Raw genomic sequence first — 24,623 nt, 5'->3', positions numbered from 1 at the left:
AGGAGAGAGCATGCGCAAGCGCCTAGTGGACCTGCTGGAGTTCGGGCAGTTCCTTCTGCAGCGGTTTCAGGCCGATCGCGGAACACACAGCGCAGCCGCGCTGACCTACACCACGTTGTTCGCCGTGGTGCCGATGATGACCGTGACCTTTGCCATGCTCTCGGCCATTCCCGCGTTTCAGGGGGTTGGCGAGCAGATTCAGAGCTTTATCTTTCGCAATTTCGTGCCATCTACCGGCGAGGCGGTGCAGGTCTACCTGCTGGGGTTTATCCAGCAGGCACGACAGCTGACCTGGATCGGTGTGGTGCTGCTGGCGGTGACGGCGTTTCTCATGCTGCTGACCATCGAGAAGGCCTTCAACACCATCTGGCGTCTGCGTCAGCCGCGGCGCGGCGTGACCAGCTTTCTGCTGTACTGGGCCATTCTCAGTCTGGGGCCGCTGCTGCTTGGCAGTGGTTTCGTGCTCAGTACCTATATCGCTTCGCTGTCGCTGCTCTCCGGGCCACATGCGCTGCCGGGAGCGACGCTGCTGCTGGGGCTTACGCCGGTGGCTTTCAGTGTGGCCGCCTTCACCCTGATCTATGCCGCCGTGCCCAATACCCGCGTGCCGCTGCGACATGCATTGCTCGGCGGGATATTTACCGCCGTGCTGTTCGAGGTGGCCAAGGCGCTGTTTGGCCTGTTTGTCAGCCTGTTTCCCGGTTATCAGCTGATCTATGGCGCCTTCGCCACGGTGCCGCTGTTCCTGTTGTGGGTCTATCTGTCCTGGGTGATTGTGCTGTTCGGCGCGGAGCTGGTGTGCAACCTGTCCTCCTCACGGCGCTGGCGCAAGCGCGGCCTGCCGCGGGTGCTGGTGCTATTGGCGGTATTGCGCGTGTTCCTAGAGCGGCAGCAGCGTGGGCGGCCGCTCTGGCACACGGACCTGGCCCGAGAAGGCTGGCCGCTGCCCGAGGACGAGTGGGATGAGCTGGTCGAGTTTCTGGAAAGCGAGCGATTGGTCTGCCGGGTCAGTGGTGGCGGCTGGGTGCTCAGTCGCGACCTAGGGCATTTCAGCCTCAACCAGTTACTGACCCGTTGTCCCTGGCCTTTGCCGCGTGCCGGGCAGTTGCCGGCGCAGCTGGAAGAAGCCTGGTATCCGGCGCTGCGCCAGGCGCTGGAGATGCTGCAGGAAGAACAGGCTGAGCTGTTCAGTGGCAGTGTGCAGCAGTGGCTCAAGCCCATGGCTGGGTGACGAAAAACGGCAGTTTGTTTCGTGGGGCAGTGGCTATGCGCCATATGCCGTCCCGCAGGCAGGCGTTCAGACGGCTGGCATGCTTCTGGCAAACAGCCAATGCATCGTTGAGCTGCTGCCGGAATAGTCGATGTCTCGCCCCAAGTCCGCTGGTGATCGTGTGATCTTCCTGCATCAGGTTCGGCCACAGCAGGCGCTGGAAAGTCTTCGGCGGGTGACCGGTTTGCAGTTTTTCGAGTGGCCCGAGTCACTGGCGCCCAAGGGCGATGCTGGGGGTGACGTGATGGTGGCTGAGGCGGGGGGACTTGCTTGCAGTGTTGAGGTGGAGGCGTAGCGGCCACATCCCTGTGGCGAATCGAGGGTCAGGCAAAGGCCTTGCTGCTGGTGCTGATCGGATCGGCAGCCTGGACAAACAGTTCCTCGACGATCAGCCCGCGAATCGGTACGGCACTGCGCAGGCGAATCTGCATGTCACTGATTTTCTGCTTGTGCGGCAGTCGGGCTACTCCTGACAGCATGATCTTGCCGTGGCTGTTGACCTTGCCGTGCTCCACCGCCACCTCGCGCTGCTCGCTGCCATCGATATAGCTGACCAGCAGCGACACCGGCAGCTCGCCCAGGCCCGGTAGATTGAGCCAGGCGGCGACATTGAATTCGGCCGCCTTGCTGCCGGTGCCGTTGGCAGTGATGCGTGCCTGACTGATGATCTGGCTGGGAACGGGACCGACGATCTGGTCTGGGATGCGGCTCATGCGGGCCTCGGCAACACGAATGGAAGGGTGTGCCGCGATTATAGGAAGGAGCCCGCGATGAAAACTGTGCGCGCGGGCCGCCTTGGGCGTGACCTGTCTCGCAGTTCCTGAACTGCGCGGCTAGCCCAGTCGCAGTGGGTGACGAATGACCAGGGGCGTGTTCAGGTTGGCGGCCGGCAGCGGCACGATGGTCTGGGTGTTGACGTTGAGCAGTTGCAGCCAGAGATTCTCGCCTTCGACGAACTGCCCCTGATTCAGCCACAGGCCGTGATGCCAGCCGTTGCCGGGTGCCGGGGTGCTTTGCAGGACGCCGGGATGGGTTTGTGCGTTCGGTGCGCGGCGCAGCCACACGGGGCGTGGAAGCCCTTTGAGGTAGCGCAGGCCCAGGTACAGACCGTCGGCATTCTGGTGACGCCAGCGCACCATGGCCAGCAGTGGCGAGCTGCTGGTTTCCGGCAGGAGCAACAGCTGGCCGACCTGCAGTTGCTGGCCATGCTGTGGGCTGCACAGCAGGCGTGCGCCGCCTGGGCTGTTGTCGAGCATCTGGGCTTCCACGCGCAGTGGACGGTGCTCGAGCAGGTGGGCATGGATCTGTGGCAGACCGACCACCATGCTGCAGGCGATGGCCTGTTCGGCGCGATCATGTCGGCGCTGCTGACGTCCCAGCCAGTTGTGGCGCACGCGTTCAAGCAGCTCGCGCTCGCTGCGCTCCTGCAGCGGAGCGGGGTCATGCAGGGCAATCAGCAGCGGGCCCAGCTCGAGGCGCCGAAGCAGTTCGATGTTGCCCGGTGTAATGGCCTGCTGCGGCAGGCTGGCCTGGTCCAGGCTGAGGTCGACCAAGGCGCCCTCGATGTCTTCGTCCTCTTCCACCGGCAGCAGCCTCGCCAGCTCGGCAAAGGGTGCCAGGGCCGCGAACAGGCGCGGGCATTCGCCTTCGGCGAGATGGAACGGATTGCTCAGAGCCAGCAGCAGCTGCTGCTGGTAGATGCCGCGCAGGGTGCAAGCGGGAGTAGGCTGGAACGCTGCTGCCACATGTTCGTCCAGGCACTGTTGATGTTCGCCGATCCAGTACAGCAGGTGGCTGTCCAGCCACAGGCCGCGCGGCGGCTCCTGATACAGCTGGTAGTGACGCATCACGCATTGGGCGAGGAAGTGCTGGGCCATGTACAGGCACCAGGCCAGGTGTGGCTTGGATGGTGTGCGACCCTGGAGGATCTGCAGCAGCAGACGTTTGAAGCCGGTTGCCAGTTCGTGACAGAGGCGCAGGAACAGCAGGGGCGGCGGAGTGCCGCCCTGGTAGGCGCAGGCGTAATGGCGATACTCATCACTGAAGTTTTGCAGCACGCGCTGTCTTTCCAGTAAGGTCAGCGCGCTGCGATTGAGGCGGAACAGCAATTCCAGAACTTCCCGCAGCGCGGCATCCTGGGCCAGACCGCGCGCCTGCAGCAGGCTGGCAGGCAGCGTGGCCAGTGGCATGGCGTTTTCTTCCAGTATGTCCGGCACTTCTAGGCGCAGGGCATCCAAGGTCATAAACACCCCGCTTCAACGAGGAACAAAGGCATGCGCAGGCAGCTCCAGACTATCGTGATGATCGCAGGCAGCCTGTGGCTGGCGGCGTGCAGTGAGGACTATGGTACTGATCAGCATGGCCGAATGGTATCGGCAGCACAACTGCAAGATCGCTGGCTGGTCATCAATTACTGGGCTGAGTGGTGCGGCCCCTGCCGCAAGGAAGTGCCCGAGTTGAACGCGCTGGCTGCCAGTCGCACTGATCTTGCTGTGGTTGGCGTCAACTACGATGGTTTGCAGGGCGAGGAGTTGCTCAAGGCGGTCGAACAGTTGGGCATTCGCTACAGCGTGCTGGCGCTGGATCCGGCCGAGCGCCTTAAATTACCGCGTAGCGATGCACTGCCTTCGACCTATCTGATCGACCCGCAGGGGCGTGTGCGCGATCAGTTGCTGGGTGAGCAGACTGCCGCGGGATTACAGGCGCGTTTGACCCAGTTGCAGCAAGAGGAGTGACAGTCGTGACCAGACAATGCCGGCATGCCTACGTCAGCGGCAAGGTGCAGGGTGTGTATTTCCGCCAGGCAACCCAGGAACAGGCCGATGCGCTGGATCTGGATGGCTGGGTGCGCAATCTGGCCGATGGCCGCGTTGAGGTGCTGTTCGAGGGCGAGGCTGAGGCCGTAGAGCGCCTGCAGCACTGGCTACAGCAAGGGCCGCAGCAGGCGGAGGTCAGTGGCCTGGAAGTCAGCGAGGCGCCGTTGCAGGGCATTGCCGGTTTTATCGTGCGGCGCTAAGCGCTGAGCTACTCGGCTCCGGGGTCGGCGGCCAGTCGGCCGGCCTGCTTGAGCAGCAGGTCGAGAAACTCTTTCTGCAGCTCCGGGTCATTGCGCGTCAGCTCGATCAGGCTTTGTTCCAGCTCGCTGGCTTCCTCTTCCAGCCCCAGTTGGGACAGACGCTTGACCCGATGCACCCACTGCCCGACGTCGTCATCTTCGAGGTCGTCATAAATCAGCGCATGAGCTTCCTGCAGCTTGCCGCGCAGGCTGCGGCTGACCAGTATGCTGGCTTCGCTGTGACTGCCATCTTCGGCCGCCACGCGCAGTTGCAGTTTGCCGATGCGACTGGCGTCCTGCTCGGCAAAGGGGCCGTCGAGCAGGTTGAGATGAAGGATGCCGCGCCGGTCGGTGGTCAGCTCAAAGGACTGCTTGCCGGCACTCACCTGTACCGGGCGCTCGGCCCAGGGCAGGGTGGTGTATTCGGTGCGTTGCTCCAGGCGCTTGTCGCTGAGCAGTGCCAGGTTCTGTTCGGCACGGCCATTGGACTCGACGTTCATCGCCGGGTTAAGCCCGGCAAAGCCGTATTCGATCCAGCCGCGGGTAGCGCTTTCTGGCACGTTACCCAGCAACACCACGTTCAGCACGTTTGCGCCTGTGCCTGCGATCACGGCCACGGCACCCAGTGGCACCTCATACAGCTCACGCCAGGCCTGGTAGGGCGTGTAGCGGTCGTAACGACGGGTGACCTCGTAGTCGGTGACGGCAAACGTCTTCTGTTCCTGAATGCGGATGCGCCGCTGCGGCAGCTCCAAGGTCGCTGGCTCGCCCACGTCGATGCTCAGGCTGTGCTCGAGCAGCTTGCGCTCGCTGCGTGCCTCCTGGTCGCTGCGTTGCGGCAACTGGTTGGCGCAGCCGCTGAGGAGAAGGCTGCCACCCAGGGTGGCAGCAGCTGTCAGACGGAGGAGGCAGCGAGTCGGCATGGCGATCAGCGGGTCTGTTGGGCCAGGAAGTCGAGAATATCTCCGATGGCGATGTTCTGGTTCTCGCCGGCGCGACGGTTCTTGTATTCCAGAGTACCTTCACCGAGTCCCCGTTCGCTGACCACGATGCGGTGCGGAATGCCGATCAGCTCCATGTCGGCAAACTTCACGCCGGGGCTGGTTTTCTTGTCACGGTCATCCAGCAGCACTTCGTAGCCAGCGGCGGTCAGGTCGGCGTACAGCTTGTCGGTGGCGGCCTTGACCTGCTCGTTCTCGTACTTCATCGGCACCAGAGCGATCTGGAACGGGGCCAGGGCCTTGGGCCAGAGGATGCCGCGCTCGTCGTAGTTCTGCTCGATGGCGGCTGCCACCACGCGCGAAACACCGATGCCATAGCAGCCCATGGTCAGGATCACCGGCTTGCCGATCTCGTTGAGAACCGACAGGTTCAGCGCCTGGCTGTACTTGGTGCCGAGCTGGAAGATGTGGCCGACTTCGATGCCACGCTTGATCACCAGAGTGCCCTGACCATCCGGGCTGGGGTCACCGGCGACCACATTGCGCAGGTCGGCAATGGCTGGCAGCGGCAGGTCGCGCTCCCAGTTCAGGCCAAAGTAGTGCTTGTCGTCGATGTTGGCGCCGGCAGCGAAGTCGCTCATCAGTGCGACGCTGCGGTCGATCACGCAGCTGAACGGCAGGTTCAGTGGGCCCAGCGAGCCGGGGCCGGCGCCAATGGCGGCGCGAATCTCGGCTTCCGAAGCAAACACCAGCGGGCTGGCGACCAGTTCATGGTTGGCGGCCTTGATCTCGTTGAGTTCGTGGTCGCCGCGTACGATCAGGGCGATCAGCTTGCCTTCCTCGGCGGCATGAACCACCAGGGTCTTCACGCTCTTCTCGATGGCGATGCCGAACTGGCTGACCAGTTCCTCGATGGTCTTGGCATTCGGCGTGTCGACCAGACGCAGTTCTTCGGTGGCCGCGCCACGCACGGTTTCGCGCGGAATGGCTTCGGCCTTCTCGATGTTAGCGGCGTAATCGGAGGTGTCGCTGAAGGCGATGTCGTCTTCGCCGGATTCGGCCAGCACATGGAATTCATGGGAGCCGGTGCCGCCGATGGAGCCAGTATCGGCCTGCACGGGGCGGAAGTTCAGGCCCAGACGGGTGAACACATTGCAGTAGGCCTGATGCATGCGGTCATAGGTTTCCTGCAGCGAGGCCTGGTCCAGGTGGAAGGAGTAGGCATCCTTCATGATGAACTCGCGACCGCGCATCAGGCCGAAGCGCGGACGGATTTCGTCGCGGAACTTGGTCTGGATCTGGTACAGGTTCATCGGCAGCTGCTTGTAGCTATTCAGCTCGTTGCGGGCCAGATCGGTGATGACTTCCTCGTGGGTCGGGCCGGCGCAGAACTCGCGACCATGACGGTCCTTCAGACGCAGCAGCTCGGGGCCGTACTGTTCCCAGCGGCCGGACTCCTGCCACAGCTCGGCGGGCTGGACCAGCGGCATCAGCACTTCCAGAGCGCCGGCGGCATTCATTTCTTCGCGCACGATGGCCTCGACCTTGCGCAGCACGCGCAGGCCCATGGGCAGCCAGGTGTAGAGGCCCGAGGCGAGCTTGCGGATCATGCCAGCACGCAGCAGCAGCTGGTGGCTGATCACTACGGCATCGGACGGGGTTTCTTTGAGGGTCGAGAGCAGGTACTGACTGGTACGCATGTTTGGCCGTTCTGTCGGTTGCGAGAGGCGGGAAGTGCCCGGCATTGTACGGCGCCCGGGCCCCTGGCGTACAGGCGGGCCCGCTGAAACGGAGAACTGTGGAAATGTCGGTGTTGACTGCTGAACAGGTGCAGGGACTGATTCGTCTGGGTGTGCCCATGGCCGAAGATATCGACCTGCGCATCGATCATCTGGATGCCGAGCGGGCCATCGCTCGCGTTCCCTTCCACGGCAAGCTGGTCAGGCCAGGCGGTACCCTGTCCGGGCCGACCATCATGGCGTTGGCCGATGCGGCCATGTATGCCGTTGTGCTGGGTCGCCTGGGACGCGTTGAAATGGCCGTGACCTCGAACCTGAATATCAACTTCCTGAGCAAGCCCAGGGCGGTGGATCTGATTGCCGAGGCGCGCATCCTGAGATTGTCCAGGCGGCAGGCAGTCTGTGAGGTTGAGCTGTATTCGCTTGGCGGCGAGGGTGATCTGGTAGCGCATGTAACCGGTACTTACGCTTTACCGCTTTGAGCTTTTCAGCAGGCAAAAAGAAACCCGGCCAAGGCCGGGTTTCTTTTTTACCGCGTTACACGTTGGACTTACAGGATGTCCAGCGGGTATTCGGTGATGACGCGGATTTCGTCCAGATCGCTGCCCAGTGCATCGTTGCCGGCAGTGTTGGCGCGCCAGGTGGAGTGACGTACGCGGACGGAAAGGTCCTTCGCAGCACCTTCCTGAACAACGTACTTGGCTTCGATGTTGCGCTCCCACTCTTCGCCGCCGTCACCGAAGTAGGTGTAGGCGCCGTTGATGTCGGCGTCGGTGCCGTCGATGTCTTCACCAGTGATGTAACGAACCATGAAGCTCAGGCCCGGTACGCCGTAGGTGGTCATGTCGAGGTCGTAGCGAGCCTGCCAGGACTTCTCGTTCGGGGCGTTGAAGTCGGAGTACTGTACCGAGTTGTTCAGCCAGATGGAGTCGCCAGCGTTGCCGCCGTCCATCGAGATGTAGTCCATCGGTACGTCGCCGTCCACTTCCTGGCGAGCCAGGGTGAACTTGTGTGCGCCCAAGGTGTAGGCGGCAGCCAGCGACCAAGTGGTGTTATCGATTTCGCCGGCGAGGGCATCGCCTTCATCACTGGTGTCGTAGATGTTGAAGTCGAAAGTCAGGGCCTGATCATCCGCCAGCGGGATGTTGTAGTTCAGGTTGCCGTAGTACTGGTTCCAGACGTCCTGCAGCTTGGCACCATAGGCGGTGGCGCTGAAGTTGTCGCTGAACGAGTAGGTGCCGCCGAGGTAGTCGACGCTGGTAGCGTCGATGGCGCCGCCGTAGGCAAGGGTAACTTCGCCGTCGCTGTTGGTGCTGAAGCTGCCGTCACGAATTGCAGTGAAGTGACCAGCATCGATGCTCAGATTCTCGATTTCGCTGCTCAGAATCTGGAAGCCGGTAGCGGAGCCCGGGAACAGGCGAGCAGTACCGGTAGCAAAGACCGGTGCAGTCGGGATCAGATCGCCGTACTTCAGTTCGGTGTTGGAGATGCGGGCTTTGACCGCGCCACCAGCATAGGAGTAATCGTCGTCAGAGGTGCCGTCTTCGCCGATCGGCAGCAGGCCGGTGCCATTGGTGCCGTCGCCGCTGTCCAGCTTGATGCCGAGGGCGGCATGAGCGTCAACGCCGAAACCGACGGTGCCCTGAGTGTAGCCAGAGGCGTAGTCGGCCCACAGACCATGAGCCCACTCTTCACGGTAGCTCTGGCTGGTGCTGTCGTTGTTCTTGAAATCGCGGTTGAAATAGAAGTTCTTGTTCAGCAGGCTGAGGTTGCTGTCTTCAACGAAGCCCTTGGAATCGGACTGCGCGCTGGCGAAAGCCAGTTGGGTGGTACCGGCGGTGACCGCGATGGCCAGGGCGCTCCACTTCATCACTTGCATTGTGATTGCTCCTTTGGTTTAGAAGATTCTCGCTACCTATTGATTTAAGGCGGCTCTTTCTTTTTGTGTCGGCGCCAAACTTATAGCATGCAGCGCACGACTGATAACAGTTCTGACTTATTTTGCGGGATTAGGCGGGCTTCCGTGTCGCTTTTTTATAAGCTGCCTGTCGCAAAAATAAATCCTCCCCCGAGCATTTTCTTTCATTGCCGCTTTCTTTTTCGTGCTTAAGGGTCGGTTAAGACTGCCGCCACACACTGCTCCCATCACTTCCATGCCACGAGGTTCGATCATGGAGTTTCAGGGGGCACCGGCCACGCTGTTGGCAAAGATCGGTCAACAGTCTTCCCTTACGCTGAGCTTGGTTAAGCAAGACGCGTGCACAAATACACGAGAACGCCTGGAATTTTTTATTCGTGAGCGCTTTGCCGAGCACTACGGCGCACATATCCAGCATTTCATGCCCTGTCTGCTGGGGCTGGATGATGAGCAGGGGACGCTGCGCGCGGCTGTAGGGGTTCGTAACGCTGCACAGGGTGTGTTGTTTCTTGAACGTTACCTGGATATGCCCATCGAGGAGGCCATTGCCCAGCGCAGTGGTCGTTCGGTTGCGCGCGATGAAATTGTCGAGGTGGGCAATCTTGGTGCGCTCGAGGCGGGTCATGCACGCTTGTTGATCATCGCCATGACGCATTTTCTGGTCAGCCAGGGTTTCCGCTGGGTGACCTTTACCGGCACCCTGAGCCTGCTCAACAGCTTTCAGCGTCTGGGGCTCAGCCCGATTTCGCTGGGCCTTGCTGACCCACAGCGCATGGGCGCCGATTTGGCAGATTGGGGTAGCTACTACGCCACCAAGCCGCAGGTAATGGTTGGTGATATCTGGGGTGGGCATACGCGCCTGGAGGCTCACGGTCTTTACCGTCGACTGGGCCTTGAGGCCTTCTACCCGTCGCTGGAGGTGAGTGATGTCGCCTGTGGTTGAGCAGTTCTTCGCCGGGATGGTGGCGCGTGGCGACGCGCCGGCCTTGGGCGAGGGCGCTCGGCAGCTGAGCTATCGGCAATTGCTGGAGCAGGTTGGTGCGCGTGCAGATCTGCTGCTGCGCCATGGTGCGCGTCGGGTCAGTCTGGCCCTGGATAATGGTATTGACTGGGTGCTGTGGGACCTTGCCTGTTTGCAGGCCAACTTGCCCTGTGTGCCACTGCCGGGCTTTTTCTCGGGCGATCAGCAGCGCCATGTGCTGGACAGCTCGGGCGTGGATACGCTTATCAGTAGCGACCCGGCGGCGTTTGCCGGGCTCGGCTTCGTGCCGACTGATGCAGGCATTGCCCGACGCTCCCTGGCTCAGGTTGCCGAGTTGCCTGTCGGCACCCTGAAGATCACCTATACCTCGGGTACCACCGGGCAGCCCAAGGGCGTGTGCCTGGATGCCGATGTACAGCTGCGCGTGGCGCACAGCCTGTGGCAGGCGAGCCTGAGCTGTCAGGTCGAGCGTCATCTGTGCGTATTGCCGCTGGCGACCCTCTTGGAAAACATCGCCGGGATTTATGCGCCGCTGCTGGCGGGCGCTCGTATCGAGTTGCTGCCGCTGGCTCAGGTGGGCCTGAAAGGCGCGAGCCAGTTCGATCTGCCGAGCTTTCTGCAAGCCCTGAACAAGATTCAGCCGCACAGTCTGATCCTCTTGCCGCAGTTGCTTCTGGCACTGGTCACGGCTGCCGAGCGCGGGCTGCCCATTCCGTCCTCGCTGCGCTTTATTGCCGTGGGTGGTGGTCGGGTGGCTCAGCCGCTGCTGGAGCGCGCCGGGGCGCTGGGTCTGCCGGTATTCGAGGGATATGGCCTGTCGGAATGCGCTTCGGTGGTCTGCCTTAATCGCCCTGAGGCCCGTCGTCCCGGGACTGTCGGCGAGCCGCTGGCGCATGTCGAGGTGCGCCTGGCCGATGATGGCGAGGTGCTGGTGCGCGGTGCGCAGATGCTTGGCTATCTTGGAGAGCCTTGTGCTCAGAATGAGTGGCTGGCGACGGGTGATCTGGGCCATTTCGAGGACTCGTTTCTGGTCCTGCATGGGCGCAAGAAGAACCAGTTCATCACGGCCTACGGGCGTAACGTCAACCCCGAGTGGGTGGAGGCGGAGCTGGTTCAGCAGTTGCCGATCGCCCAGGCCTGGCTGCATGGCGAGGCTCTTCCGGCCAATGTGGCGGTTCTGACCCTGCGCTTTCCCGCCACCCCCGATGCCGATGTGCAGGCTGCCGTCGATGCGGTCAATGCCAGCCTGCCGGATTACGCTCGGGTGCATCACTGGATCCGCGCCGAACAACCTTTTACTGCTGACAACGGCATGGCCACCAGCAATGGCCGGCTGCGTCGTGTTGCCCTGTTTGCTCACTACCAGACCGCCATCGAAACCCTGATGGCGACCCACAGTCTTTGAGGATTGAACATGAACTTCTTTGATCTGCTGCAACAAGAAACCGCTGCCGAACGTGAATACCTGCTGGGCGCGCCGATCATCCAGCAGGCGATGGCCGGTACCGTCAGCCTGCCCAGCTATGTGGCGTTCCTTACCGAGGCCTACCACCACGTCAAGCACACCGTGCCGCTGCTGATGGCCTGTGGTGCACGTCTGCCGGAGCGCCTGGAGTGGCTGCGCGAGGCGATTGCCGAGTACATCGAGGAGGAGTACGGCCATCAGGAGTGGATTCTCAATGATATCCGCGCCTGCGGTGCCGACGCCGAAGCGGTACGTCACGGGCAGCCGCAGCTGCCGACCGAGCTGATGGTCAGCTATGTCTACGACCGCATCAATCGCGGTAATCCGGTGAGTTTCTTCGGCATGGTCAACGTGCTCGAAGGCACCAGCATTGCCCTGGCCACCCAGGCGGCTGGTGTGATCCAGGGCAAGCTGGGGCTGCCGAACAAGGCCTTCAGCTACCTGACGTCCCACGGCAGCCTGGATATCGAACACATCAAGTTCTACGAGAACCTGATGAACAAACTGGAACGCGACGAAGACAAGCAGGCCGTGATCCATACCGCGCGGGTGGTTTACCGCCTGTACGGCGATATGTTCCGCAGCTTGCCGCTGTCGGCCTGAGGAGATAACCATGCAGCTCAATGAATGTCGGGCGGTGGTCACCGGTGCCAGTGGTGGCATTGGCCGTGCTTTGGTATCGGTACTGGCTGAAGGAGGTGCGCGCTTGCTGCTGGTCGGGCGCACGGCGGCCGGTCTGGAGCAGATGGCCGCGGCTTATCCGGGGCAGATCGAGTGGGTGGTGGCGGATATCCGCGAACGCGTTGGCCGCGAAGCCGTGCAGTCGGCGGCCCGGCGCTTCTCCGGCATCAATGCCCTGATCAATGCAGCCGGGGTCAATCAGTTCAGCCTGCTCGATCAGCAGGATGAGGAGGCCATTGCCGAGCTGGTGCAGCTCAATGTCACCGCAACCCTGCAGTTGACCCATCGTCTGTTGCCGATTCTGCGTCAGCAGGGGCGGGCGCTGGTGGTCAATATCGGTTCGACTTTCGGCTCCATCGGCTATCCCGGGTTTACCGCCTATTGCGCCAGCAAGTTCGCCATCCGCGGCTTTTCCGAGGCGCTGCGCCGTGAACTGGCCGATACCCAGATCAAGGTGCTCTATCTGGCGCCGCGGGCTACGCGCACCAGCATGAACAGCGACAGCGTGGTGGCGATGAACACCGAGCTGAAAGTGGCCATGGACGATCCGCAACTGGTGGCCAGTACCGTACGCGCGGCGATCGAGTCCGAGCGCGAGGAGCTGTACATGGGCTGGCCGGAGAAACTCTTCGTGCGTCTTAACGGCCTGTTGCCACGGGTCGTCGATCAGGCGCTGCGCAAGCAGCTGCCTGTCATTCAACGTTTTGCCCGCAAGTAATCAAGACCTTCCTGGGAGGAATCGCCATGCGCAAGATGAAAACGACCGCGGTATTGCTGGCCGGACTGCTGGCAGCGCCGCTGATGAGTTGGGCGGCTGACGTCAATGAGGCGCTGACGCGCTTGCAGAGCCGCTGGGCCGAGGTCAATTACCAGTTGCCGGAGAAGCAGCGCGAAGCGGCTTTTGCCGAGCTGGCGGCGCAGGCCGAGACCGAGGTGCGCAACAACCCGGCGCCGGAGCTGCTGATCTGGCGCGGAATCATTCTGAGTACCTATGCCGGGGCCAAGGGCGGTCTGGGAGCGCTGGACCTGGTCAAAGCCTCCAAGGCCAGTCTGGAGCAGGCGCTGGCCAAAAATGATCAGGCTCTGGATGGCTCTGCGTATACCAGTCTGGGTGCGCTGTATTATCAGGTGCCGGGCTGGCCGGTTGGCTTTGGCGATGATGACAAGGCCGAGGCCATGCTGAACAAGGCGCTGACCCTGAATCCTGATGGCATCGATCCCAACTACTTCTACGGGGATTTCCTCTACCGTCAGGAGCGTTATGCTGATGCTCGTGCTGCCTTGCTCAAGGCGCAGGCAGCCAAACCGCGCCCTGGGCGTGAGGTGGCGGATCGTGGCCGTCAGGCGGAAATCCAGGCGCTACTGGACAAGGTCGCGGCCGAACTGAAGTAACAGGACCCTAAGGACTGCGCATGCGTTTGCTGCTGGTGGAAGATGATCCGGCCCTCGGTGAGGGTATTCGTGCAGCCCTCAAGCCGGAGGGCTACACGGTGGACTGGCTGCTGGATGGTTTGAGTGCTGTGCACGCCATCGAGCAGGAGAGTTTCGACTTGGTGATTCTCGACCTGGGGCTGCCGCGCCTGGATGGTCTGCAGGTGCTCAAGCGCGTGCGCAGTGGCAAGCACCAGTTGCCGGTGCTGGTGCTCACGGCCCGCGATGCCACGGGTGATCGTATTGCCGGGCTGGATGCCGGCGCCGACGACTATCTGGTCAAGCCCTTCGATGTGGCCGAACTCAAGGCACGCTTGCGCGCCTTGCTGCGGCGCAGTTTCAACCGGTCCGAACCGCTGCTTGAGTACCGCGGAATCGTTCTCGATCCCTCCAGCCAACTGGTGACCTGGCAGGGCCAGAGCCTCAGCCTGCCGCGCAAGGAGTTTCTCCTGCTGCACGAGTTGCTGGTGCAGCCGGGCCGGGTGCTGACCCGTGATCGTCTGCAGCAGGTGCTGTATGGCTGGGATGAGGAAGTCGAGAGCAATGCCCTGGAGGTGCATGTGCATCACCTGCGCAAGAAGTTCTTTCCCGAACTGATCCGTACCGTGCGGGGTGTTGGCTACATGGCGGAGAAGGCCTGATGCGCTCGATTCGCGCGCGGATTCTCGGTCTTGTGCTGGGTGTGTTGGTGCTGTCGCTGACGGCCATCTCACTGAAAAGCTACTTCGATGCGCAGCATGAGATCGAGGAACTGTTCGATGCCCAGCTGGCGCAGACCGCGCGCATTCTGCAAGGCATGGTGGGTGGCGACATGCCGCAGGCGACCCGGGAACTGATGCAGCGCGCGCTCAATAGCGCTCTGCTCAGCCAGCGCGCGGCTAGTGAGGCATTGCCGGCAAACGGCCATCCCTATGAGGGCAAGCTGGCCTTTCAGGTGCTCGATGATAGCGGGCAGGTGCTGCTGCAATCGGCCAGCGCTCCAGCCGATCTGCTGCGGCGGATGATCGTGGATTTCCATCAGCAGGCGCCGCAGGCTCATGCGCATCAGGGCGCCGAGCCGCTGAGCAGTACCGGCGTCGATCTGCTCGGCTATCACACTGTCCCTCTCGGTCGTTACCATTGGCGGGTGTTCATGCTGCAAGATCAACAGGCCGGCAAGTGGATCATGGTCGCCGAGCGTGGTGATGTGCGTGGCGAGCTGGTGGAGAAAATAGCCATGCGCAGCCTGCTGCCCGATCTGCTCGGCTTGCCGCTGCTGGCGCTGCTGGTATGGGTGGCGGTGGGTATGGGCTTGCTGCCGCTACAGCAGATGGTCAATTTTCTCAAGAGCCGCGACCCGGACAATCTGGCACCGCTGGTGCTGGCTCCCCTGCCCAGCGAGCTTGAACCGATGGCGGCCTCGCTCAATCGTCTGCTCCAGCAGGTCAATGTGTTGCTGGAGCGGGAAAAGCGCTTTCTCGCCGATGCCGCTCACGAGTTGCGTACCCCGCTGGCGGTGCTGCGGATTCATGCGCAGAACGCCGTTTCTGCCGGCAGCGCTGACGAGCGTGATGCGGCACTGGCGCAGTTGATTGGTGGCGTGGATCGCGCCACGCGGGTGGTGACCCAGTTACTGACCTTGGCCCGTCTTGAGCCAAATGCCGTGCAACTGGCCATGCAGCCTTTTGATCTCGCGGCTTTTCTGCGTCAGGAACTGGCGGAGCTGATTCCGCTGGCGTTGGAGCGTGATCAGGAGTTGACGCTGGAGTTGGATGAAACGGCCGATTTTCTGCTGCGTGGAGATGCACCGAGCCTGGGGATTCTCTTGCAGAACCTGGTCGGCAATGCTTTGCAGTACACCCCGGAAGGCGGCCGTATTCAGCTTGATCTTTTGGCTCTGGACGGCAGCCTGCAGCTCAGTGTGCAGGACAGTGGGCCGGGCGTGCCGCAAGAGCAGCGCGAGCAATTGTTCCAACGTTTCTATCGGCAGGGCCCGGGGCAGGGGGCCGGTCTGGGGCTGTCCATCGTGCAGCGCATCGTCGAGCTGCATCGTGGCGAGATCAGCCTGCACACGGCAAGCCTGGGTGGCTTGGAGGTACGCGTGCGTCTGCCGCGCCAGTGACTGCTGGGGTATTCTTGCAACACGTCGCCAGCTTTGCATGGCTACGCTGAATTAGAAGGCCTTTGCGGAGAAATGCCATGTTCACCCTGGATCAACGCCTGCAGCAGGACACTGTGCTGCTGGGAGACTTCCCTCTCTGTCGCCTGTTGTTGATGAACGATGCCAATTATCCCTGGTTCATTCTGGTGCCACGCCGTGATGAGGTGAGCGAGCTGTTTCAGCTCGATGCCCAGGAACAGCAACAGTTGTGGCGCGAGAGCACGGAGTTGGCGGAAGTGCTCAAGGACACCTTCAAAGCCGACAAGATGAACGTGGCAACTCTGGGCAATGTGGTCAGCCAGTTGCACATGCACGTCATCGTGCGGCGCAAGGATGATCCGGCCTGGCCTGCGCCGGTCTGGGGCAAACACCCGGCCAAGCCCTACAGTGACGAACAGGTGGCAGCCCTGCGGGACAAGCTGCGCATGGCACTGGACGATGACTTTCAGTTCGCCGGAGAGTCGGCATGAGTGTTGAGCTGCGTTTGATGGAACTGGAGACCCGGGTGGCCTTCCAGGATGACGCCCTGATGACCATGAGCGATGAGATTGCCCGTCAACAGCGCGATATCGAGCGCCTGCAGCTGCAGTTGGCGGCGCTGGCGCGGCGCCAGGAAGACCTGGCCGGCCAGGTCGGCGAGCCCTTGGGCGATGAGCCACCGCCGCCGCACTACTGAACTATGGACATAAAAAAGCCCAGCATCGCTGGGCTTTTTCTTTCGCCTGCGCTTAGCGGCGATTGGGCGCAGCGGCGATCACGTCTTCGGCTTGCAGGCCTTTGTCGCGCTGAATCACCGAGAACTCCACGCGCTGGCCTTCGATCAGGATGCGGTGACCTTCGCCGCGGATGGCGCGAAAGTGCACGAAGATATCGTCGCCAGTGTCGCGGGAGATGAAGCCAAAGCCTTTGGAGGTATTGAACCACTTGACCGTACCGGTCTCGCGGTTGCCTTGGGCGCTGCCCGCTTCAATGGGGCTATAGGCAAAGCTGTCGCCCTGGCGGGTTTCGCCGCGGAAGTTGTTGGCAACGTGCAGCAGTGTGGCGACAGCGGCGCTCAGCAGGCTGAGCAGAATCACCGGTTGGCCGGCCAGGGTGCTGAGCGGGGCGAGGACGCCCAGGCTTTGCAGCGCCACGGCGGCAACCAGCAGGGCGGAGCAGAAACTTTGCAACAGCTGGCGATTGCCTTGCCAATGTGGCAGCTGCGGCGCCAGCAACAGGTTGAGCAGGCCCAGCAGGGTCAGGTAGATAGCGTCGGCTTGTTGCAGGTAGGGCACCGCTTCGGCGCGCAGGGACGGAATAAAGGACAACAGCAGGGCGGTAACGCCCGTCAGCAGATGGACGATTTTCAGCATTGATAATCAACTCGTGGCATGGATGGTAAATACAAGAGCCCGCATCGTCAGAGGTGACGTTGCTTGCCTATATCGACAGGAGGGAAATCGCTGCGACACGCGCGGTATTTAACCGCAAAGCTTAACGCCACTCAAATCAAGCGCTTAGCTGTGGCGTGTCGAGGGCTGGCTGGACCTGATTGCGGCCATTGCGCTTGGCCTGGTAGAGCGCATCGTCGGCACGCACCAGCAGGCTTTCCGGGGTGTCATCGGCCTGGGCCATGGCGATACCGAAGGAGGCGGTAATGGTGTTGAGCACCTTGTCGGTGCTGCGCACCTTGACTCGCAGGGCCTGCAACTTGTGCCGCAACTGTTCGGCAAACTCATGCGCGGTGCGCATGTCCGGGCAGTTGAGCAGGATGACGCTGAACTCCTCACCGCCGTAACGTGCCGCCAGGCCACCCGGCGGCAGCAGTTCGCGCAGCAGTTGGCCGACGTGCTGCAGTACGCGGTCACCTAGGGGGTGGCCGTACTGATCGTTGAAGTTCTTGAAGTGGTCGATATCCATCATCAGCAGCGCCAAGCCCTGGGGCCCCCGCTCGACGGCCTGGTGCAGCAGGCGGTTGAAGGAGCTGCGGTTGAACACCTGAGTCAGGCCGTCGAGGGTGGCGGCCATGTGCGCGCGTTCCAGCTGGTCGCGCAGGTGCTGGATTTCCGACTGGGCGGCCTGCAGGCGATAGAGGAATTTTTCCTGCTGATCCTGCATGGCCTGGGTGCTGAGCTGTAGGTCGTTGAGGACGTTGGGCAGTTCGTCGACCACCGGCTCGCGCAGCGCTTCCAGGCCGGCGATCAGACTCTGCTGGTAGGCCTTGCTGCCCGCTACGCTGCTGACAACGCCACCTTCGATCTCATCGACCAGTTCGATCACCTGCTGCTGGCCGGCCCGGGCTTCCTCCAACTCACCACGAATGATGTGTTCGCGAAACAGTTTGCTGGCCGATTCCGGCGGAACAGAGTCGAAATCCTTGACGAGCTTGTCCAGGCGCCGGTTCAGCTCCTGGTCCTGGCCGCGGCAATAGCTGTACCACAGGGCAAAATGCAGGGGCGTAGGCGGGATGTCGTGGCGCATCATTTGCGGCACGGCTTGCTTGAGTAGGTCGGCAGCCTCCCGGGTCTCCTCCGGAAAGAGATCAAGGATGCTGGGGGTTTTGCCTGGCTGAGTCATGCACGTCACTGTGAACAGAGGGGCCAATGCGCCAAGCATAGAGCAGGGCGCAGAGCGTAACCAGTCAAAGGCCCGCTTTTGCGGGCCTTTGTGTGCTGGTTAGCTGTCCAACAGGCTGCGCAGCATCCAGGCGGTCTTTTCATGCACCTGCATACGCTGGGTCAGCAGGTCGGCTGTTGGCTCGTCACTGACCTGTTCGATCAGCGGAAAAATGCCGCGCGCGGTGCGTACGACCGACTCCTGGCCCTGCACCAGCTGGCGAATCATGTCCTGGGCGTTGGGCACGCCTTCCTCTTCCTTGATCGACGACAGGCGGGCGTAGGCCGCATAGGTGCCGGGTGCCGGGAAGCCCAGGGCGCGAATGCGCTCGGCGATCAGGTCGACGGCCAAGGCCAGCTCGGTGTACTGCGCCTCGAACATCAGGTGCAGGGTATTGAACATCGGCCCGGTTACGTTCCAGTGGAAGTTGTGGGTCTTCAGATACAGGGTGTAGGTGTCCGCCAGCAGACGCGACAGGCCTTCGGCGATGGCGGCGCGGTCTGCCTGGGGAATGCCGATGTTGATTTCCATGGGGTATGTCTCCTGCAGGACGGTAATGTCTGGCGTCAGGTTAGCAGTGCTGCAGTGCTGCCAGGCATGCGTTGTGTCAATGGTGTTGATGCAGGGCGTGCATCTCTCCGGTCAACTGCCACGATTGCCCGTCAGCTTGGCCAGGATGCGGCTGTAACTGACAGGCATCAGGCGCTGCAGGCGGTCGAGCAGGCGCGCATCGGCGCCGATGAGGATGCGTGGATTGTTGCGCTTGATGCCGTCGATGATCACCCGTGCCGCTTCGGCTGGCGTGGTGCGGGCAATCTTGTCGAAGTTGGCCGCCGAGCGTGCGGCATCCTGATTGCCGCTCATGTCGCGGTAAAAGCGTGCGGATCTGGCGATGTTGGTCTTGATGCCACCGGGGTGCACGCAGCTGACCTTGACCTGGGTGCACTGCACCTCCTGACGCAGTGCTTCGGTAAAGCCGCGCACGGCGAACTTGCTGGCGTTGTAGGCGCTCTGAGTGGGCACGCCGATGATGCCAAAGATGCTGGAGACGTTGACGATATGGCCGTCGTTGTTCTTCAGCAGGTGGGGCAGGAAGGCCTTGGTGCCGTGCACCACGCCCCAGAAGTTAATGCCCATCAGCCATTCGAAGTCGTCATAGCTGAGGTCGGCGACCGTTTGCGATACCGCGACGCCAGCGTTGTTGATGATGATCTGGGCGCTGCCGTGGTGGGCCAGCACTTCATCGGCAAAGGCGTAGACGGCGGCGCGATTGGCCACATCCAGCACATGGCAGCTGACATTGACCTTGGCCAGTCGCAGTTCGGCAGCCAGGCTTTCCAGGTTCTCCTGGTTGATGTCGGCCAGCGCCAGGGCACAGCCTTCCTTGGCCAGTTGTTCGGCCAGCGCGCGGCCAATGCCGGAGCCTGCACCAGTGATCACGGCAACCTTGCCATCGAGTACTTGCATCTGTACGCCTCTGCTTATTGATTGTTATCGGGAAAGACTGGCGCAGAGTAGTCAGGCCCGCCCCCGCAGGGCAACCGCTTCAGAGTCGGGTGAGTTCCGGCTGCTGCTGCAGGACGCGGTTGAACACCTCGACCCAGTGTGCGCTGAACTGGCGTCCGGCCAGGTTGTTGATTTCCAGAATGGCGCGCAGCCGTGGACGTTTGCTTAGGGTCTGATGGGCGCGTTCGTGGGTTCGTGCGTCGAAGGTGTCGGCGATGGCCAGGATCAGCGCGCCGGGCACAATTTCTGCCTCGCTGTTTCCTTTGGGGTAGCCATTGCCGTCGGCATGCTCCTGATGCTGCAGGATGATTTCGGATGCCGCCTGCCACTGCGGCAGGCGTCGCAGCAGGTCGTAGCCCAGGCGCGGATGACTCTGCACCTGGCGGCGCTCTTCGCGGCTCAGGCGTTCCTGTTTATGCAGTAGGCTGAGGGGGAGAAAGGCCATGCCCAGGTCATGCAGGCAGATGGCGGCCGCCAGTTGTGCCGGTTGTGCCGGGTGTCCGCTGAGGTGATTCATCGCCAGGGCCAGGGCCAGCAGGCGCAGACCGCGGCCCTGCCAGTAGTGCGAGCGCTTTTCACTGGCCTGCATCAGCTCGAGGAAAAAAGCCATGTCCTCGTCCAGGGGGATCTCGTGTCGCGCCAGAATCTGCAGGCAATCGGGCGGGCTCTGGCTGGGTGCTGCCGGCTGCAAGCGGGTGCTGGGATCAAGCTGTTGCAGCAGTAGGCGGCGCAGTTCGTCCTGTCGTTCCGCTGGAGCGGCCGCTAGCGCATGCAGCGCCTGGCAGAAACTGCCGATCTGCGCGCTGGAGAGGCCGCTGGGCGCGCCGCCGAGCGCTTCACGCAGCAGAGCGCGCAGTTGGTCGAGGCTGAGGAGGAGGATATCGCCCAGGATACTGTCGAACCGCAGTTGGCCTTCGCGCAGGCCTGCCAGCACGTCTTCCATGGCTTGCGGCAGTGGCGTCAGGTGCGGCAGGCCGACCACGCCCAAGTTGCCCTTGACCGTGTGCAGCAGGCGGAACAGCTCGCGCAGTCGCTCACGGTCCTGAGGGTGCTGCTCCAGCTCGATCAGCAGTTGCTCGCAGCGCGGCAGTTGTTCGGAGGACTCCAGGCGGAACTCCTCGAGCAGTTCGGCCGATGTGTCGACTGATGGATTCAGGGCCATGGCAGCGCTCCGGCGGCAGTGAAAACTGAGTATAGGAGAGCTGCTGGCCGGCGGCTGCAAGTGCCTGGTCTTTCAGTCTATAATCCGCGACTTTGTCCAGACCGGTGGCCTGGGCATCAGGTATTTAGCGGGATTTGTGGGAAAGCAGCGATGCCAATCTACGAATATCAATGCAGCGCCTGCGGTCATCAACTGGAAACGATTCAGAAATTCAGTGATGCGCCGCTGGTCGATTGTCCGGCCTGCCAGGCGGCAGGGTTGAAGAAACTGTTGTCCGTGCCTGGCTTTCGCCTGAAAGGTGGCGGCTGGTACGAGACCGACTTCAAGACCGGGGCGAAGAAAAACCTGGCTGGCAGCGATAGCGCGCCGGCTTGTCCAGCGGGTGGCTGTGGAGCTGCCGGCGGGTGTGGTGCCGGCGAATAAGCGGCCCTGACGACTTAAAGACTAACGAGAAGCGAACGACGATCATGATGCGCAGCCATTATTGCGGCCAGTTGAACGAGAGCCTGGACGGCCAGGAAATCACTCTTTGCGGTTGGGTTCACCGTCGCCGTGACCACGGTGGGGTGATCTTCCTCGATATCCGTGATCGTGAAGGCCTGGCCCAGGTAGTCTTCGATCCGGATCGTGCCGAGACTTTCGCCAAGGCTGACCGTGTGCGCAGTGAGTACGTGGTCAAGATCACCGGCAAGGTGCGCCTGCGTCCGGCCGGTGCGGTCAATCCGAACATGGCTTCCGGCGCCATCGAAGTGCTGGGTTATGAGCTGGATGTACTCAACGAAGCCGAGACTCCGCCGTTCCCGCTCAACGAATACACCGACGTCGGCGAAGAAACCCGCCTGCGCTACCGCTTCATCGATCTGCGTCGCCCGGAAATGGCCGAGAAGCTCAAGCTGCGTTCGCGCATCACGTCGAGCATCCGCCGTTACCTGGACGAGAACGGCTTCCTCGACGTCGAGACGCCGATCCTGACCCGTGCGACTCCGGAAGGCGCCCGCGACTACCTGGTGCCGAGCCGCACCCACGCCGGCAGCTTCTTTGCCCTGCCGCAGTCGCCGCAGCTGTTCAAGCAGCTGCTGATGGTGGCCGGCTTCGACCGCTACTACCAGATTGCCAAGTGCTTCCGCGACGAAGACCTGCGCGCCGACCGCCAGCCGGAATTCACCCAGATCGACATCGAGACCAGCTTCCTCGATGAGAAAGACATCATGGGCATCACCGAGACCATGGTGCGCAACCTGTTCAAGGAAGTGCTGGACGTCGAGTTCGGCGAGCTGCCGCACATGACCCTGGCCGAAGCCATGCGCCGCTTCGGTTCGGACAAGCCGGACCTGCGTATTCCGCTGGAACTGGTGGATGTGGAAGATCAGCTCAAGGACGTCGAGTTCAAGGTATTTGCCGGCCCGGCCAACGACCCGAAATGCCGCGTCACCGCACTGCGCGTACCGGGCGGGGCGAGCATGCCGCGCAAGCAGATCGACGACTACACCAAGTTCGTCGGCATCTACGGCGCCAAGGGCCTAGCCTACATCAAGGTCAACGAGCGTGCAGCCGGTGTTGACGGCCTGCAGTCGCCGATCGTCAAGAACATCCCGCTGGGCAACATCAATGTCATCCTCGATCGCGTTGGTGCTGTCGATGGCGATATCGTGTTCTTCGGCGCCGACAAGGCCAAGATCGTTTCCGAGGCCTTGGGCGCGCTGCGCATCAAGCTGGGTCATGACCTGAATCTGCTGACCTGCGAGTGGGCTCCGCTGTGGGTGGTCGATTTCCCGATGTTCGAGGAAAACGACGATGGCAGCTTGACCGCCATGCACCACCCGTTCACCGCGCCGAGCTGCACCCCGGAAGAGCTGGAAGCCAATCCGTCCGCCGCGCTGTCGCGTGCCTATGACATGGTGCTCAACGGCACCGAGCTGGGTGGCGGTTCGATCCGTATCCACGACAAAGCCATGCAGCAGACCGTGTTCCGCGTACTGGGCATCAGCGAGGAAGAGCAGGAAGAGAAGTTCGGCTTCCTCCTCGACGCGCTCAAGTACGGTGCGCCGCCCCATGGTGGCCTGGCCTTCGGTCTGGATCGCCTGGTCATGCTGATGACCGGTGCCAGCTCGATCCGCGAAGTGATTGCCTTCCCGAAAACCCAGAGCGCGGCCTGCGTCATGACCCAGGCGCCGGGTGTGGTGGACAACAAGGCGCTGCGCGAGCTGCATATTCGCCTGCGCGAGCAAGCCAAGGCCGAATAAGCCGACACAAGAAGCCTGGTTTTCCAGGCTTCTTCGTTATGGGTTGTCGATAAAGTACAAACGCAACAATCGGAGTGAGTTATGGCTGGTCATTCCAAATGGGCCAACATCAAGCACCGCAAAGGGCGCCAGGACGCCAAACGCGGCAAGATTTTCACCAAGCTGATTCGCGAGCTGACCGTGGCCGCCAAGCATGGCGGTGGCGTGCCGGCGGATAACCCGCGCCTGCGTCTGGCCGTGGACAAGGCGCTGACCGCCAACATGTCCCGCGACGTGATTGACCGGGCGATTGCCCGCGGTGCCGGTAACGATGCTGCCGACAACGTCATCGAGCTGAGCTACGAAGGCTACGCGCCGAGTGGCGTGGCCATCATCGTCGAGGCCATGACCGACAACCGCAACCGCACCGCGGCGGCCGTGCGTCATGCCTTTACCAAGTGCGGCGGCAATCTGGGCACCGACGGTTCGGTGGCCTACATGTTCGATCGCAAGGGGCAGATCAGCTTCGCGCCGGGCGTCAACGAAGATGCCCTGATGGAAGCCGCGCTGGAGGCTGGTGCCGATGATGTGGAGATGGGCGAAGATGGTTCTGCGCTGGTGTCGACCAGCTTTGCCGAGTTTCTTGCGGTCAATGAAGCGCTGACGGCGGCTGGTTTCAAGGGCGAAGAGGCAGAGATCGCCATGATTCCGTCGATCATGGCTCCGATTACCGATCTGGAAACCGCGAAAAAGGTGATGAAACTGATCGATATGCTCGAAGACCTCGATGATGTGCAGGAGGTCTATCACAACGCGGAAATCCCGGACGAGATCATGGCTCAGCTGGACTGATCCTCACGTCACCGCGAAAAGCCGGAACCGCTCGCGCGCTTCCGGCTTTTTTATATCGGCGCCACTCCGTATACTGGCGGCTGGATAAATAGACAGTATGTCGACCCCGGTCGGCAATGGAGCGCGCGACGGCATGACCCTGATCCTCGGCATCGATCCCGGCTCGCGCATTACCGGTTACGGCGTGGTTCGTGATACCGGGCGCAGCTGTGAATATGTCGCTTCCGGTTGTATCCGAACTGGTGAGGGCGCCTTGCCCGAGCGGCTACAGGCCGTCTTTCGCGGTGTCAGCGAGGTGATCCGCTTGCACGGTCCGGTGACCATGGGCATCGAGCAGGTGTTCATGGCCAAGAATGCCGATTCGGCGCTCAAGCTGGGTCAGGCTCGTGGCGCGGCGATTGTGGCCGGTATCGAGGCGGGGCTGGATGTCAGTGAGTACACGGCGACCCAGGTCAAACAGGCGATTGCCGGTACCGGCGGCGCCGACAAGCAGCAGGTACAGCTGATGGTCATGCATCTGCTCAAACTGGTACAGAAACCGCAGATCGATGCCTCCGATGCCCTGGCCATTGCCCTCTGCCATGCCCATCATCGGCAGAGCCTGATTCCCCATGGTCTGGCTGGCGCCAAGCGCCGTGCCGGCCGTCTGCGCCTGTGATGACGA

Annotated in this window: 28 protein-coding genes; 18 read left to right on the top strand and 10 right to left on the bottom strand. The window is 62.1% G+C overall.

The window, feature by feature from the left end; all coding sequences use genetic code 11:
* The first annotated feature begins 10 nt into the window (after window positions 1–10).
* Together HNP49_RS11425 and HNP49_RS11420 are read left to right on the top strand one after the other, a co-directional pair.
* Window positions 11–1,231, top strand: a complete 1,221-nt coding sequence (locus HNP49_RS11425; protein ID WP_184683325.1) for a virulence factor BrkB family protein — start codon at window positions 11–13, stop codon at window positions 1,229–1,231.
* A 130-nt stretch (window positions 1,232–1,361) separates the two neighbouring features.
* Window positions 1,362–1,565: a hypothetical protein gene (locus HNP49_RS11420; RefSeq protein ID WP_184683323.1), complete on the top strand. Its 204-nt coding sequence runs from the start codon at window positions 1,362–1,364 to the stop codon at window positions 1,563–1,565.
* Between the two features lie 28 nt (window positions 1,566–1,593).
* On the opposite strand, the gene HNP49_RS11415 is transcribed toward HNP49_RS11420, so the two are convergent.
* Together HNP49_RS11415 and HNP49_RS11410 are read right to left on the bottom strand one after the other, a co-directional pair.
* The gene (locus HNP49_RS11415; RefSeq protein WP_184683321.1) at window positions 1,594–1,983 is read right to left on the bottom strand and encodes a hypothetical protein; all 390 of its coding nucleotides are present in this window, start codon (window positions 1,981–1,983) and stop codon (window positions 1,594–1,596) included.
* Between the two features lie 120 nt (window positions 1,984–2,103).
* A complete protein-coding gene (locus HNP49_RS11410) occupies window positions 2,104–3,513 on the bottom strand; it encodes a PilZ domain-containing protein (protein WP_184683319.1) in 1,410 nt (469 codons plus the stop codon).
* Window positions 3,514–3,543: 30 nt separating this feature from the next.
* Between HNP49_RS11410 and HNP49_RS11405 the strand changes: the two genes are divergently transcribed.
* Together HNP49_RS11405 and HNP49_RS11400 are read left to right on the top strand one after the other, a co-directional pair.
* Entirely contained in the window at window positions 3,544–4,005 is a 462-nt protein-coding gene (locus tag HNP49_RS11405; protein ID WP_184683318.1) for a TlpA disulfide reductase family protein, read from the top strand.
* A 5-nt stretch (window positions 4,006–4,010) separates the two neighbouring features.
* Entirely contained in the window at window positions 4,011–4,286 is a 276-nt protein-coding gene (locus tag HNP49_RS11400; protein WP_095938379.1) for an acylphosphatase, read from the top strand.
* A gap of 8 nt (window positions 4,287–4,294) precedes the next feature.
* Here the strand turns inward: HNP49_RS11400 and HNP49_RS11395 are convergent, their stop codons facing one another.
* Both HNP49_RS11395 and HNP49_RS11390 read right to left on the bottom strand, forming a co-directional pair.
* On the bottom strand, window positions 4,295–5,248 hold the full coding sequence (locus HNP49_RS11395; protein ID WP_184683317.1) for a hypothetical protein: 954 nt from the start codon (window positions 5,246–5,248) through the stop codon (window positions 4,295–4,297).
* A 5-nt stretch (window positions 5,249–5,253) separates the two neighbouring features.
* The gene (locus HNP49_RS11390; protein ID WP_184683316.1) at window positions 5,254–6,966 is read right to left on the bottom strand and encodes a proline--tRNA ligase; all 1,713 of its coding nucleotides are present in this window, start codon (window positions 6,964–6,966) and stop codon (window positions 5,254–5,256) included.
* Window positions 6,967–7,079: 113 nt separating this feature from the next.
* On the opposite strand from HNP49_RS11390, the gene HNP49_RS11385 reads away from it, so the two are divergent.
* Entirely contained in the window at window positions 7,080–7,487 is a 408-nt protein-coding gene (locus HNP49_RS11385; protein ID WP_184683448.1) for a PaaI family thioesterase, read from the top strand.
* A 68-nt stretch (window positions 7,488–7,555) separates the two neighbouring features.
* On the opposite strand, the gene HNP49_RS11380 is transcribed toward HNP49_RS11385, so the two are convergent.
* A complete protein-coding gene (locus HNP49_RS11380) occupies window positions 7,556–8,884 on the bottom strand; it encodes an OprD family porin (RefSeq protein ID WP_184683315.1) in 1,329 nt (442 codons plus the stop codon).
* Window positions 8,885–9,176: 292 nt separating this feature from the next.
* Between HNP49_RS11380 and HNP49_RS11375 the strand changes: the two genes are divergently transcribed.
* The 9 genes from HNP49_RS11375 to HNP49_RS11335 all read left to right on the top strand — a co-directional run bounded on the left by HNP49_RS11375 (window position 9,177) and on the right by HNP49_RS11335 (window position 16,298).
* A complete protein-coding gene (locus HNP49_RS11375; RefSeq protein ID WP_184683314.1) occupies window positions 9,177–9,866 on the top strand; it encodes a thermostable hemolysin in 690 nt (229 codons plus the stop codon).
* A complete protein-coding gene (locus HNP49_RS11370; RefSeq protein ID WP_184683313.1) occupies window positions 9,850–11,310 on the top strand; it encodes an AMP-binding protein in 1,461 nt (486 codons plus the stop codon). Before HNP49_RS11375 ends, HNP49_RS11370 begins: the two co-directional genes overlap by 17 nt.
* A 9-nt stretch (window positions 11,311–11,319) precedes the next feature.
* Window positions 11,320–11,973: a TenA family transcriptional regulator gene (locus HNP49_RS11365; protein ID WP_184683312.1), complete on the top strand. Its 654-nt coding sequence runs from the start codon at window positions 11,320–11,322 to the stop codon at window positions 11,971–11,973.
* A gap of 10 nt (window positions 11,974–11,983) precedes the next feature.
* Complete coding sequence (locus HNP49_RS11360; RefSeq protein WP_184683310.1) at window positions 11,984–12,769, top strand: SDR family oxidoreductase; 786 nt, start codon at window positions 11,984–11,986, stop codon at window positions 12,767–12,769.
* 83 nt (window positions 12,770–12,852) lie between these two features.
* Window positions 12,853–13,443: a tetratricopeptide repeat protein gene (locus HNP49_RS11355; protein ID WP_260407151.1), complete on the top strand. Its 591-nt coding sequence runs from the start codon at window positions 12,853–12,855 to the stop codon at window positions 13,441–13,443.
* 20 nt (window positions 13,444–13,463) lie between these two features.
* Window positions 13,464–14,123, top strand: coding sequence for a response regulator (locus HNP49_RS11350; protein WP_184683306.1), 660 nt, complete (start codon window positions 13,464–13,466; stop codon window positions 14,121–14,123).
* On the top strand, window positions 14,123–15,583 hold the full coding sequence (locus HNP49_RS11345; protein ID WP_184683304.1) for a HAMP domain-containing sensor histidine kinase: 1,461 nt from the start codon (window positions 14,123–14,125) through the stop codon (window positions 15,581–15,583). The genes HNP49_RS11350 and HNP49_RS11345 overlap by 1 nt, the downstream gene beginning before the upstream one ends.
* A gap of 77 nt (window positions 15,584–15,660) precedes the next feature.
* Window positions 15,661–16,092, top strand: a complete 432-nt coding sequence (locus HNP49_RS11340; RefSeq protein WP_184683301.1) for an HIT domain-containing protein — start codon at window positions 15,661–15,663, stop codon at window positions 16,090–16,092.
* Window positions 16,089–16,298 (top strand): SlyX family protein, encoded by a 210-nt coding sequence (locus HNP49_RS11335; RefSeq protein WP_184683299.1) that lies wholly within the window; start codon window positions 16,089–16,091, stop codon window positions 16,296–16,298. Before HNP49_RS11340 ends, HNP49_RS11335 begins: the two co-directional genes overlap by 4 nt.
* 52 nt (window positions 16,299–16,350) lie before the next feature.
* On the opposite strand, the gene HNP49_RS18990 is transcribed toward HNP49_RS11335, so the two are convergent.
* From HNP49_RS18990 to HNP49_RS11310, 5 genes are all read right to left on the bottom strand, one after another.
* Window positions 16,351–16,974 (bottom strand): cold-shock protein, encoded by a 624-nt coding sequence (locus HNP49_RS18990; protein ID WP_184683298.1) that lies wholly within the window; start codon window positions 16,972–16,974, stop codon window positions 16,351–16,353.
* 136 nt (window positions 16,975–17,110) lie between these two features.
* Complete coding sequence (locus HNP49_RS11325) at window positions 17,111–18,178, bottom strand: GGDEF domain-containing protein (RefSeq protein ID WP_184683296.1); 1,068 nt, start codon at window positions 18,176–18,178, stop codon at window positions 17,111–17,113.
* Window positions 18,179–18,277: 99 nt separating this feature from the next.
* The gene (locus tag HNP49_RS11320) at window positions 18,278–18,748 is read right to left on the bottom strand and encodes a Dps family protein (RefSeq protein ID WP_095938395.1); all 471 of its coding nucleotides are present in this window, start codon (window positions 18,746–18,748) and stop codon (window positions 18,278–18,280) included.
* A 111-nt stretch (window positions 18,749–18,859) separates the two neighbouring features.
* Complete coding sequence (locus tag HNP49_RS11315; RefSeq protein WP_184683289.1) at window positions 18,860–19,684, bottom strand: SDR family oxidoreductase; 825 nt, start codon at window positions 19,682–19,684, stop codon at window positions 18,860–18,862.
* Window positions 19,685–19,763: 79 nt separating this feature from the next.
* On the bottom strand, window positions 19,764–20,885 hold the full coding sequence (locus HNP49_RS11310; protein ID WP_184683288.1) for an HD-GYP domain-containing protein: 1,122 nt from the start codon (window positions 20,883–20,885) through the stop codon (window positions 19,764–19,766).
* A gap of 150 nt (window positions 20,886–21,035) precedes the next feature.
* Here HNP49_RS11310 and HNP49_RS11305 point away from each other — a divergent pair, with 150 nt between their 5' ends.
* The 4 genes from HNP49_RS11305 to ruvC all read left to right on the top strand — a co-directional run bounded on the left by HNP49_RS11305 (window position 21,036) and on the right by ruvC (window position 24,617).
* Complete coding sequence (locus tag HNP49_RS11305; protein ID WP_184683286.1) at window positions 21,036–21,308, top strand: FmdB family zinc ribbon protein; 273 nt, start codon at window positions 21,036–21,038, stop codon at window positions 21,306–21,308.
* A 44-nt stretch (window positions 21,309–21,352) separates the two neighbouring features.
* On the top strand, window positions 21,353–23,128 hold the full coding sequence (aspS, locus tag HNP49_RS11300) for an aspartate--tRNA ligase (protein WP_184683284.1): 1,776 nt from the start codon (window positions 21,353–21,355) through the stop codon (window positions 23,126–23,128).
* A gap of 81 nt (window positions 23,129–23,209) precedes the next feature.
* On the top strand, window positions 23,210–23,959 hold the full coding sequence (locus HNP49_RS11295) for a YebC/PmpR family DNA-binding transcriptional regulator (protein WP_095938400.1): 750 nt from the start codon (window positions 23,210–23,212) through the stop codon (window positions 23,957–23,959).
* Between the two features lie 133 nt (window positions 23,960–24,092).
* Window positions 24,093–24,617, top strand: coding sequence for a crossover junction endodeoxyribonuclease RuvC (ruvC, locus tag HNP49_RS11290; protein WP_095938401.1), 525 nt, complete (start codon window positions 24,093–24,095; stop codon window positions 24,615–24,617).
* Window positions 24,618–24,623: the final 6 nt, after the last annotated feature.

Source organism: Pseudomonas fluvialis (genome assembly GCF_014207935.1).
Classification (GTDB): Bacteria; Pseudomonadota; Gammaproteobacteria; order Pseudomonadales; family Pseudomonadaceae; genus Aquipseudomonas; species Aquipseudomonas fluvialis_A.
This window is presented reverse-complemented; position numbering and strand designations above follow the sequence as displayed.

Coding starts and splice junctions, on each gene's coding strand:
- HNP49_RS11375 (WP_184683314.1), top strand. CDS start 9,177: ATGGAGTTTCAGGGGGCACCGGCCACGCTGTTGGCAAAGATCGGTCAA.
- HNP49_RS11315 (WP_184683289.1), bottom strand. CDS start 19,684: ATGCAAGTACTCGATGGCAAGGTTGCCGTGATCACTGGTGCAGGCTCC.
- HNP49_RS11295 (WP_095938400.1), top strand. CDS start 23,210: ATGGCTGGTCATTCCAAATGGGCCAACATCAAGCACCGCAAAGGGCGC.
- HNP49_RS11305 (WP_184683286.1), top strand. CDS start 21,036: ATGCCAATCTACGAATATCAATGCAGCGCCTGCGGTCATCAACTGGAA.
- HNP49_RS11335 (WP_184683299.1), top strand. CDS start 16,089: ATGAGTGTTGAGCTGCGTTTGATGGAACTGGAGACCCGGGTGGCCTTC.
- HNP49_RS11420 (WP_184683323.1), top strand. CDS start 1,362: ATGTCTCGCCCCAAGTCCGCTGGTGATCGTGTGATCTTCCTGCATCAG.
- HNP49_RS11425 (WP_184683325.1), top strand. CDS start 11: ATGCGCAAGCGCCTAGTGGACCTGCTGGAGTTCGGGCAGTTCCTTCTG.
- HNP49_RS11345 (WP_184683304.1), top strand. CDS start 14,123: ATGCGCTCGATTCGCGCGCGGATTCTCGGTCTTGTGCTGGGTGTGTTG.
- HNP49_RS11395 (WP_184683317.1), bottom strand. CDS start 5,248: ATGCCGACTCGCTGCCTCCTCCGTCTGACAGCTGCTGCCACCCTGGGT.
- HNP49_RS11340 (WP_184683301.1), top strand. CDS start 15,661: ATGTTCACCCTGGATCAACGCCTGCAGCAGGACACTGTGCTGCTGGGA.
- HNP49_RS11320 (WP_095938395.1), bottom strand. CDS start 18,748: ATGGAAATCAACATCGGCATTCCCCAGGCAGACCGCGCCGCCATCGCC.
- HNP49_RS18990 (WP_184683298.1), bottom strand. CDS start 16,974: ATGCTGAAAATCGTCCATCTGCTGACGGGCGTTACCGCCCTGCTGTTG.
- HNP49_RS11350 (WP_184683306.1), top strand. CDS start 13,464: ATGCGTTTGCTGCTGGTGGAAGATGATCCGGCCCTCGGTGAGGGTATT.
- HNP49_RS11310 (WP_184683288.1), bottom strand. CDS start 20,885: ATGGCCCTGAATCCATCAGTCGACACATCGGCCGAACTGCTCGAGGAG.
- aspS (WP_184683284.1), top strand. CDS start 21,353: ATGATGCGCAGCCATTATTGCGGCCAGTTGAACGAGAGCCTGGACGGC.
- HNP49_RS11415 (WP_184683321.1), bottom strand. CDS start 1,983: ATGAGCCGCATCCCAGACCAGATCGTCGGTCCCGTTCCCAGCCAGATC.
- ruvC (WP_095938401.1), top strand. CDS start 24,093: ATGACCCTGATCCTCGGCATCGATCCCGGCTCGCGCATTACCGGTTAC.
- HNP49_RS11405 (WP_184683318.1), top strand. CDS start 3,544: ATGCGCAGGCAGCTCCAGACTATCGTGATGATCGCAGGCAGCCTGTGG.
- HNP49_RS11380 (WP_184683315.1), bottom strand. CDS start 8,884: ATGCAAGTGATGAAGTGGAGCGCCCTGGCCATCGCGGTCACCGCCGGT.
- HNP49_RS11365 (WP_184683312.1), top strand. CDS start 11,320: ATGAACTTCTTTGATCTGCTGCAACAAGAAACCGCTGCCGAACGTGAA.
- HNP49_RS11360 (WP_184683310.1), top strand. CDS start 11,984: ATGCAGCTCAATGAATGTCGGGCGGTGGTCACCGGTGCCAGTGGTGGC.
- HNP49_RS11355 (WP_260407151.1), top strand. CDS start 12,853: ATGAGTTGGGCGGCTGACGTCAATGAGGCGCTGACGCGCTTGCAGAGC.
- HNP49_RS11390 (WP_184683316.1), bottom strand. CDS start 6,966: ATGCGTACCAGTCAGTACCTGCTCTCGACCCTCAAAGAAACCCCGTCC.
- HNP49_RS11370 (WP_184683313.1), top strand. CDS start 9,850: ATGTCGCCTGTGGTTGAGCAGTTCTTCGCCGGGATGGTGGCGCGTGGC.
- HNP49_RS11325 (WP_184683296.1), bottom strand. CDS start 18,178: ATGACTCAGCCAGGCAAAACCCCCAGCATCCTTGATCTCTTTCCGGAG.
- HNP49_RS11410 (WP_184683319.1), bottom strand. CDS start 3,513: ATGACCTTGGATGCCCTGCGCCTAGAAGTGCCGGACATACTGGAAGAA.